This window comes from Mycobacterium asiaticum (genome assembly GCF_001673315.1).
Classification (GTDB): domain Bacteria; phylum Actinomycetota; class Actinomycetes; order Mycobacteriales; family Mycobacteriaceae; genus Mycobacterium; species Mycobacterium asiaticum_B.
Genome location: NZ_LZLQ01000066.1, coordinates 89,023 through 99,084, shown reverse-complemented (window position 1 = coordinate 99,084; position 10,062 = coordinate 89,023). Strand labels below are relative to the sequence as shown.

Sequence of the window (10,062 nt, the reverse complement as noted above, 5' to 3'; positions counted from 1 at the left end):
GCCCGGCTTGTAGCGACAACCTTCAATCGAGCGACAATGCTGGATGCGGGACAACCCCTATGTCCGGACATCTCACTTTGCCCGACCGTAGCGACAATCAGCCAAACCACTCACCGCGATCCTCAGACCTCCGCAGACGCCTTGCTTCGGCCCGCAAAGTCAGCACACGCTGATGGATTCGGTGTTCGGTGCCGCGTGGAAATTCCAGCGGTCCGTATCGACCCCGCCGGAGCCGGCGCACCCGGCCCCGTCCGATCTCCCAACGCAACGCGTCCGAGATCGCCTTTGACGCTCGGCCGTTGACGCAAAACCCGTGGTACTCAAGGGCATCGATCAACTCACGGATAGTCGCGGGCCCATGCAGCGCCAGCTGCCAGGTGAGCACGTAGCGCAGCTCCGTTCCTCGTAGGCAAAGTTTCATCGTTGAACCGTGCCATGGGCATCGATCCGTCGCCAGTCAGCGCGCATTCATGCTGTTTGTCGCTCGATTGAAGGTTGTCGCTACAAGCCGGGCGAACAGGCACATGCTTCCGGAAGCGCGGCGCAGGCTAATGGACAAGGGGCACTGGGCTGATCGGCAATCGGCAATCGCACGGGCACGGGCACGGGCACGGGCACGGGCACGGGCACGGGCACGGGCAAGATTCAACGCAACCTGTCGGCCCCGCGGCAGGTGCCCAACACTGTCGCTCAATTAGCCGTTGTCGCTACAAGCCGGGCAAAGAGACACATGCGCACCGCGGCGGCGGCTGCCGGCGCCGCAGAATACGACGACAACGACAGCGAACAGCGAACCCGAAAGAGCGAAACCGCGAACGGCGAAGACCGAACGGTGACCGGATCTATACCGAATCTAGCCGGCGATGGACAGGACAATCCCGTCCAGAATGTCGTGCTCGCTGACGGTCAATTCGGAGATGCCCGCCCGAGAATACAGTTCGCGTGCCAATTCTTGCACCACGATCGCGCCTCCTCCGATCACGTCGACGCGTCCTTCATGCATCGGCCCCAGCGTGGCACGTTCGGACCGGGTCATGCCAATGAGCCGCTCACACACTCCCAGCAGCGAATCGACCGGCACGCGCGAAAGATGAATCAGCGCAGAGTCATACGTCGTCATGCCCTGAGCCAGCGCCGCCAGGGTGGTCATTGTCCCGGCCACCCCGACCCAGGTTCGCACCCCCTGCACCGGCACCGCACGCAACGCGACGGCAAGCTGTTCACGAACCACCTCACGGGCGGCCGCCACCTGCTGCACAGTGGGCGGGTCAGAGTGCAGACAACGCTCGGTCAGGCGGACACAACCGATGTCAGCCGAATAACTTGCCACCACTTCGTCCGCAGCCTTGCCGACCACAATCTCCGTCGATCCGCCGCCCAGGTCGACAACGACGAAAGGCGCTTCGGCGCCGTCCAATTCACCCACCGCACCGGCGAATGACAGCGAAGCTTCCTCCTCTCCGGAGATGACTTCGGCGACCGTGCCACCCAGCACTTCCCTCGTCATCGCAAAGAACACATCACGATTGGCGGCATCCCGGGTAGCCGACGTCGCGACCATCCGTACCCGCTCGACCCTGTGCACCCGAAGTAGCGCCGCGTAATCGACCAGGGCAGCCCGGGTACGGGCAATCGCCTCCGGAGCAAATTCGCCGGTCGCATCGACGCCCTGGCCCAGCCGTACGATTCTCATTTCACGATGCACGTCACGCAGTCGCCCATCGACGGCATCCGCGATCAACAAGCGAATCGAGTTGGTGCCGCAGTCGATTCCGGCCAGCCGCGTCATCGCCACTGTCCCGCAATCAGAGGAGCCGTACCCGGCTCGGCGGCCAACAACGCGACCGCCTCGTCACCAAGAGGATTCACACCGGGCCCTTTTGCCAGCGAATGTGCGATCAGGACATGCAGGCACTTGACCCGCTCGGGCATGCCGCCGCCCGAAAACGTAGTCCCCAGTGGCTCAATCGCGTCCCGCTCGGCCAGATACGACTCGTGCGCCCGCCGATAAGCCGAAGCCAGAGAAGGATCGGCTTGCAGCCGCGAGGTCATCTCACGCATCAGGCCGGTCGTCTCCAGCCTGCTGGCCGCAGCGGTGAGCGTCGGATGCGTGAGGTAGTACAGCGTGGGAAAAGGCGTTCCGTCAGGCAGTTTCGGTGCCGTCTTCACCACACCCGGTGCACCATCGGGACACCGATAGGCGATTTCCAGCACCCCGCGCGGCTCGCGGCCGATCTGGCGCGCCACCACCTCCAGGTCGGCACGATCAACCACCGGGGGCCATCGGATTGCCGGGCGCCTGTTCGGGATCGGGCGCGGGCGGGGCAGACGGAGGCAGGTGCGGTACGTCGGCGATGGTGTGCCATAGCGAGGTGTACCAAGGTTCGTTCTTGAGCTGGCTGCCCACCTCACCTCCCGGCTGGGGCGCCACCGCGGCCGTCGGCGGAAGCTGCACCTGGAAAGGAATGTCGCCGGGTTTGACGAATCCGAGCCGCTCGCGGGCTTGCGCGGCAATGTATGCCGGATCGCCTAGCTGCCCCTTGCGTTGCTCCAAGTCCTTGATTTGGCTACGCAGCGCGGCTTCGGTCGCAGACAACTGCGCCATCTCGGTGCGCTGCGCGAAATAGGTGCGCACCGGGCCGGCGATGGTCAGCGTCAGCACGCACACCACCGCCGCCAGGATCGCCGCTCGCCGCGCGGTGAATCCCAATCGCTGATCCGACCGCTGCCCAACGGATTCGGTAAAGGACCTCTTGATCGGCTCGACGACATGTTCCTGCAGCGAGCGGGCCGCGTTACGACTCTCGTCGGGCGCGGTCTGCGCTGGTTTGGACTGCGGCCGGGACAGCGGCTTGGCGATCGGCTTCGCCGAACCGCCAGACCGACGCCCCCGAGCCGAATCGCCGGGCTTCCCCGGACGTGAGGCCGGGGAACGACGTTTCGGATCGGATTTGGCGGCCAAGCTGCCTACTTCGGGTCTACGCCGAACCGCGGGAACGCCAGATCACCGGCGTACCGGGCCGCATCGCCCAGCGCCTCTTCGATGCGCAACAGCTGGTTGTACTTGGCGACGCGCTCGCTCCGTGCCGGCGCGCCGGTCTTGATCTGCCCGCTGCCGACGGCCACGGCCAAGTCGGCGATCGTGGTGTCCTCCGTCTCGCCGCTACGGTGACTCATCATCGTGCGGTACCCGCTGTGGTGCGCCAGCGCCACCGCGTCCAGGGTCTCAGTCAGCGTCCCGATTTGATTCACCTTGACCAGCAACGCATTTGCCACACCCCGTTCGATACCCTCTTCGAGGCGTTCGGGATTGGTGACGAACAGGTCGTCGCCGACGATCTGGATCCGGTCCCCGATGCTCGCGGTCAAGGCCGCCCAACCGTCCCAATCGTCTTCGGACAATGGATCTTCGACGGACACCAGCGGGTAGGACCCGAGCAGTCGGCCATAGAAATCAGCCATCTCTTCGGCAGTGCGGGTCGAACCCTCGAAGCGGTATCCGGTGCCGTCTTCATAGAATTCGGTGGCGGCGACGTCGAGGGCCAGCGCGATATCAGCACCGGGTCGCAGCCCTGCCGCCTCGATTGCCGTCGTGATCAAGTCCAGCGCGGCGGTGGTGCCGGCCACGTCAGGAGCGAAGCCGCCCTCGTCGCCCAGGCCCGTGGACAGCCCCTCTTTCTTCAGCACCGACTTCAACGCGTGATAAACCTCAGCACCCCAACGCAACGACTCTGCGAAGCTCGGCGCACCGATCGGCGCCACCATGAACTCCTGGACATCCACACCGGTATCGGCGTGCGCGCCGCCGTTGAGGATATTGAGCATCGGCACCGGCAAGATATGCGCGTTCGGTCCGCCCAGGTACCGAAACAGCGGGAGAGCGGCACTATCCGCGGCCGCCTTGGCGACAGCCAGTGAGACGCCGAGGATGGCGTTGGCTCCCAGCCGTGACTTGTCAGGAGTGCCGTCCAGGTCCACCAGCGCCTGGTCGACCAGACGCTGGTCATCGGCGTTGAGCCCGATGACCGCCGGCCCGATCTCGTCGAGCACCGCCTGAACGGCCTTCTTGACCCCTTTGCCGCCGTAACGGTCGCCGCCGTCACGCAGTTCGACCGCTTCGTGCTCGCCGGTCGACGCGCCCGATGGCACGGCCGCGCGGGCAAACGTCCCGTCGATCAGAGCGACCTCGACCTCGACGGTCGGGTTGCCGCGGGAATCGAGGATCTCGCGCGCTCCGACCTGCTCGATAATCGGCACTGGGTTCTCCTTATGTGTCCTAGCTGAAAAGCCCCCGGCAGCCTTCAGCCTAAAGCCTGGGTTACTTCGACCATCCTTCTACAGCGGATGACCCGCCGCGTAGGCGGTCGCCCAGTCCCGGACCGCCCGTGCATAGACACCGGAGTTGTTATAGGCCCGGAGGGCGTTGATCCACCCACGAGGCGTGGCGAGATCCTTTCCACGCCAGCACAAATAACCCGCAGCAGAGAGAGCGGCATCGTCGATGTTGTCCGGACTTGCGATGCCGTCGTTGTCGGCATCGACGCCGTATAAGCGCCAGGTCTCGGAGATGAACTGCATCGGCCCCATCGCGCGCTCCACCCCGTCGTCTCCGTCCAGGGCGCCGGCGTCGGTGTCCACGATGCGCAGGGTGTCTCCGGTGCCATCCAATCGAACACCCCGGATCGGCGGCCGCACGTCCCCGTTGGGCGCTATCGTCGCGCCCCGGTAGGTGCCGTTATGGCTCTCCACCTGACCGATACCCGCCAGCGTCGTCCACGCGATATGGCACTTCGGGTTCTCCACCTCTGCGACCCGGGCGGCGTACGCGTACGCCTCCAGCGCGATGACCGGCATTTCCAGTGCCGGAGCACGTTGCTCGGCCCATTCCCGCAACTGATCCGCCGGCCTGCCACTGACGTGCGTGTCGACCGGGGGCACCGGATCCCCCGCCGGGGGTGGCACGCCCTCGGGGATGAACAGGCTGAGCTGCCAGGTGCAACTTGACGCCAACAGCATCGCGGTCGCCCCTATCACGGCGACCGCACGCAACCAGCGTCTCGGCGACACAAACTCTCCTGTTGATCTCCCCGCGCGGCCGTTTACCCGATTCAGCCCCAATCATCGTCCCATGGGTTTGCACAGTGCCCCGTCGAGTTCGCCATCCAGCACACATGTTTGTGCCCTATTGCGACGGTTCGGCAACTCACCAACAGCATGTTTGTGAAAACTGTCTGAGTCGCCGCAAACATCGGCAACCGCGTGGTTACCGCCGTCCTTTGCGCTTTTTGGGCCGGGATTCCTTGACCGGCTGAACCACGGATTCCTGCGGGTCTTCGAGCAATGACGGTTCTTCCGACTCCGACTCCGACTCCGACCCCGACTCCGACCCCGACTCCGACTCCGACCCCGATGCCGTCTCCGACGCCGCCGCCTCCGCCTCGGCCACCTCGCCCAGCGGCCAGTGGGCACGCCACTCGTCCTCGGTGACGAAACCGACCGGGGTCACGTCCAATTCCTCGGCGACGCTGTCGCCGCGACGAGCAGCTGCGATCGCTTTCTCGACATCGCGAACCGTGTCGACAAAGTCCAAAACTGCTGCCCGCAGGTCGTTTTCGGCATCGACTTCGGTCGACAGAGTGATCGTGGTGAGCTCTTCGGGGATCAACTCCGCGGGCAGGCCGGCCTGACTGACACGTTGAATCACCTTCTGCGCCAACGCCAATGCCGGCTGACCCGTGTGCACCTCGTCCAGCACCGAACTCCTGGACTTCGCCAACCTCTCCGAGGCCTTGGCTTCCTCCCACTGGGCCAGCTGGTCCTGCAACGAAATCGATTCGCCGGCAAGCACTCCCGGCACCCGGTGGCCGAGCTTGCGCATCAGCGTGTCGGCGACGTCGTCGATGGTGAACGGCAGCAGCGCCGCATCCTCTGCGATGCGGGCATGAAACAGCACCTGCAACAGCAGGTCACCGAGTTCCTCACGCACTTGTTCCACGTCGCCGCTGCGCACAGCATCCAGCAGTTCGTAGGTCTCTTCCAGCAGATATCTGCGCAGCGAGTCGTGGGTCTGCTCACTTTCCCAGGGCCCCGCGGTGCGCAGCTTGTCCATCATTGCTACGGCGTCGACCAGCCGTTCGCCGCGCTGGCGGGCGGGCGCCGAAATCAACCGGGCGCCGGCGGCCAACCGGGCCGTGACCGCGGGATGGTTGGGATCCGAGGACAACAGCACCGGCGCGTCGGCCCCCGTGTACGCCGGGTGCGCGTCGGGCAGCGACCAGGGCACCGCGATCGGCATCTCCTCGGTGTATTGCACTTCGCCACTGAGGAGTTCGACAGCCTCGACCGGCACCAGGGAGGGGCGGCGGGGGTCGACCAGAACGACAGTCATTGCGCTTGCCGCTCCTTACTCGACTTACTCGACTTGACCGACTCGCTGTTCGTCATACCGATATCTTGCTGCGGGATGCCCGCGAGAGCAGTCACCAAATCCGCGACCATCTGCACCAACTCGACATCGCGCAGGCGCGCAGCCCCCACACCCCCGGTCCGTGGGATGGGGACCTGCACGTTGGCCGTCGTCGCGCGGTAGCGCGCGCCCGGGTACATCCGGGCCAGGCGCACCTGCGCGGAATCCGGCAGATTCAGCGGCGCGAGCCGGATCGTCGCCGCCGACGGCGCACTGACCTCGGTGATGCCGGAAGCGCGGCACAGCAAACGCAGCCGCGCCACCGCCACCAGCCGTAGGGCCGGCTCGGGAGGCGGGCCGTACCTGTCGGTCAGTTCTTCGATGACGGCGTTGACGCCGGCATCGTCGGTCGCTGACGCCAGGCGCCGGTAGGCCTCCAGCCGCAACCGGTCGCTGGCGATGTAATCCGGCGGCAGGTGAGCGTCGACGGGCAGATCGATGCGCACGTCTTTGGGCTCCTCGGCCGTGGTTACCGTTTGCCCGTCGGCCGCGGCCCGGTATGCCTCGACGGCCTCGCCGACCAGTCGCACGTACAGGTCGAAGCCGACACCGGCGACGTGGCCCGACTGCTCGACGCCCAACACGTTGCCGGCGCCGCGGATTTCCAGGTCTTTCAGCGCAACGGCCATGCCCGCGCCGAGCTCGTTGTTCTGCGCGATCGTCGCCAGCCGGTCGTAGGCGGTCTCGGTCAACGGCGCGTCGGACGGATAGAGGAAGTAGGCGTACCCGCGCTCGCGGCTGCGGCCCACCCGCCCGCGCAACTGGTGCAGCTGGGAGAGGCCGAAGGTGTCGGCGCGCTCCACGATCAGCGTGTTGGCATTGGAAATGTCCAGCCCCGTCTCCACGATCGTGGTGCACACAAGGATGTCGTATTCGCGGTTCCAGAAGCCCTGCACAGTTCGTTCCAACAGCTCTTCGGGCATCTGGCCGTGCGCGACGACTACCCGCGCCTCAGGCACCAGCTCGCGCACCCGGGCCGCGGCCCGGTCGATCGAGCTCACCCGGTTGTGCACGTAGAAGACCTGCCCGTCGCGCAACAGCTCGCGGCGCAGCGCCGCGGCAATCTGCTTCTCATCCTGGGGACCCACGTAGGTCAGCACCGGGTAGCGCTCTTCGGGCGGCGTCAGGATGGTGGACATCTCCCGAATGCCGGCCAGGCTCATCTCCAGCGTCCGCGGGATGGGAGTGGCACTCATGGTCAGCACGTCGACGTGAGTGCGCAGCGACTTGATGTGCTCCTTGTGCTCGACACCGAACCGCTGCTCTTCGTCGACCACGACCAGGCCCAGGTCTTTCCAGCGCACTCCGGTCTGCAACAGCCGGTGGGTGCCGATCACGATGTCCACCGAACCGTCGGCCATACCGTCGATGACCTTGCGGGACTCGGCGGTGTCGGTGAAGCGGGACAACCCCTTCACCGTCACCGGAAAGCCGGCCATCCGGTCGGTGAAGGTCTGCAGGTGCTGGTCGGCCAACAGGGTGGTGGGCACCAGCACGGCGACCTGCTTGCCGTCCTGGACCGCCTTGAACGCCGCCCGCACGGCGATCTCGGTCTTGCCGTACCCGACGTCGCCGCAGATGACGCGATCCATCGGGATCGGCTTTTCCATATCCGACTTGACCTCGGTGATCGCGGTCAGCTGGTCCATGGTCTCGGTGAAGCCGAACGCGTCCTCCATCTCGGCCTGCCACGGCGTGTCCGGAGCGAACGCGTGCCCGGGGCTGGCCTGCCGCTTGGCGTACAGCGCCACCAGTTCGCCGGCGATCTCCCGGACGGCGCGCCGCGCCTTGGTCTTGGTGTTGGCCCAGTCGCTGCCGCCGAGCTTGCTGAGCGCAGGCGCCTGACCACCGACATACCGCGAGAGCTGGTCCAGCGAGTCCATCGGGACGTACAGCCGGTCGGCTTGCTGCCCACGTTTGCTGGATGCGTATTCCAGCACCAAATACTCACGCCGGGCACCGCCAACGGTGCGTTCAACCATTTCCACGAACCGGCCGATCCCGTGCTGATCGTGCACCACCAGGTCACCGGCGGTCAGCGCCAACGGATCGACAGTGTTGCGCCGTTTGGCGGCCAACCGCTTGCCCTCGACGGCGGTGGCCCGACTGCCGGTCAGGTCGGCTTCGGTGATGACGACGAGGTTGGCGGGATCGCCCGGAATTATCAAACCGTCGTGCAGTGGTCCCTTCAACACCCCGACCACGCCTGGCTTGGGTGCCGCACCGGAGTCCAGCATCGCCGCCGGAATGTCCGATTCGGCCAGCCGTTCCACGACGCGATGGGCCGTGCCGGTCCCGGGCGCGACCATGACGGCGTGCCCGCCGGTCGCCACATGCGCACGCAGCATCGCGAAGATGCTGTCGATGTCGTGGTGCTGACCCCGCGCGGACGGCGCCGGCCGGACGTCCAACTCGATCGCCGACTCGTCGGAGAGCTGACTCAACGTCCACCACGGATGCCCCGAAGCGCTCGCAGCGCCCTGCACCTCCGCGAGTTCGGCGAAGCCCGAGCCGCCCAGTTGTTCCACGTCGACGGGGGCATCCGAGCCCAGGGCCGCTACCGACCAGGACGCCTCCAAGAATTCCCGGCCCGTCTTGATCAGGTCGGCGGCGCGGGTACGCACCTTTTCCGGGTCGCACACCAGGACGGGCGTCCCCTCGGCCAGCTGATCGGTGAGCAGGGCGTGGGCGTCACTTCCCGGCGGCTGCAACACCGACTGCAGCGCTTCCATGCCGTCCACCGGAATGCCCTCTGCCAGCTTGGCCAGCATGTCGATGATGCTGCCGGTGACCGAGTTCTCCGACGGGGGATGTTGTCCGGCCAGTTCGGCGGCCCGGGCCCGGACATCGTGGGTGAGCAACAATTCGCGGCACGCGACCGCGACCAGGGTGTCGACTTCGATCTCGGCGATCGAGCGCTGATCTGCTACCGAGAACATCCGCATCTCGGTGACCTCGTCGCCCCAGAACTCGATCCGCACCGGATGCTCGGCGATCGGAGCGAACACGTCCAGGATCCCGCCCCGCACCGCGAACTCGCCGCGCCGGCCGACCATATCCACCCGGGTGTAGGCCAGCTCGACGAGCCGCGCCGCGACCTGCTCGAACGGCGTCTCGTCCCCAACGGACAGAATCAGCGGTTCCTGCAGTCCGAGTTGGGGCGCCATGGGTTGCAGCAACGAACGGACCGCTGTGACCACGAGCCGCAACGGCGGACCCAGCCGGGAGTCGTCGGGATGCGCCAGACGGCGCAACACCATCATCCGGGTGCCGACGGTGTCGATGCCTGGCGAGAGCCGCTCGTGCGGCAGGGTCTCCCAGGACGGGAAGACGGCCACCGCGTCGCCGAACACTCCCCGCAACTCGGCGGTCAGGTCATCGGCCTCCCGGCCGGTGGCGGTGACCACCAGCAATGGGCCTTGCTGCGCCAGCGCGCCGGCCACGAAGAGGCGCGCGCTGGCAGGGCCTACCAGCGCGAGTTTGTCGGGTCGATCGGAGGCACGCTCGATGAGCTGTTGGAAGGTTGGTGCGGTCAGCGCCAATTCGACCAGCCCCGCGATCGGGGTATCTGGGCTAGCAGCCCCCGGTGCGGTCAT

At 66.3% G+C, this 10,062-nt stretch carries 8 protein-coding genes; all 8 read right to left on the bottom strand.

The genetic code is table 11. From position 1 onward, the window contains the following. Window positions 1-97: 97 nt before the first annotated feature. A complete protein-coding gene (locus A5636_RS27225) occupies window positions 98-421 on the bottom strand; it encodes a hypothetical protein (RefSeq protein ID WP_065156726.1) in 324 nt (107 codons plus the stop codon). 432 nt (window positions 422-853) lie between these two features. After that, window positions 854-1,795 (bottom strand): Ppx/GppA phosphatase family protein, encoded by a 942-nt coding sequence (locus tag A5636_RS10560; protein ID WP_172827204.1) that lies wholly within the window; start codon window positions 1,793-1,795, stop codon window positions 854-856. Continuing rightward, a complete protein-coding gene (locus tag A5636_RS10555) occupies window positions 1,786-2,274 on the bottom strand; it encodes a DUF501 domain-containing protein (RefSeq protein WP_065158576.1) in 489 nt (162 codons plus the stop codon). The genes A5636_RS10560 and A5636_RS10555 overlap by 10 nt, the downstream gene beginning before the upstream one ends. Beyond that, window positions 2,267-2,962, bottom strand: coding sequence for an FtsB family cell division protein (locus A5636_RS10550; RefSeq protein ID WP_065158575.1), 696 nt, complete (start codon window positions 2,960-2,962; stop codon window positions 2,267-2,269). The genes A5636_RS10555 and A5636_RS10550 overlap by 8 nt, the downstream gene beginning before the upstream one ends. A 5-nt stretch (window positions 2,963-2,967) precedes the next feature. Further along, window positions 2,968-4,257, bottom strand: a complete 1,290-nt coding sequence (gene eno, locus A5636_RS10545; RefSeq protein WP_065158574.1) for a phosphopyruvate hydratase — start codon at window positions 4,255-4,257, stop codon at window positions 2,968-2,970. A gap of 78 nt (window positions 4,258-4,335) precedes the next feature. Continuing rightward, complete coding sequence (locus A5636_RS10540; RefSeq protein WP_065158573.1) at window positions 4,336-5,067, bottom strand: lytic transglycosylase domain-containing protein; 732 nt, start codon at window positions 5,065-5,067, stop codon at window positions 4,336-4,338. A 196-nt stretch (window positions 5,068-5,263) separates the two neighbouring features. Next, window positions 5,264-6,388: a nucleoside triphosphate pyrophosphohydrolase gene (locus tag A5636_RS10535; protein WP_065158572.1), complete on the bottom strand. Its 1,125-nt coding sequence runs from the start codon at window positions 6,386-6,388 to the stop codon at window positions 5,264-5,266. Continuing rightward, window positions 6,385-10,062 (bottom strand): transcription-repair coupling factor, encoded by a 3,678-nt coding sequence (gene mfd, locus A5636_RS10530; RefSeq protein WP_065158571.1) that lies wholly within the window; start codon window positions 10,060-10,062, stop codon window positions 6,385-6,387. The genes A5636_RS10535 and mfd overlap by 4 nt, the downstream gene beginning before the upstream one ends.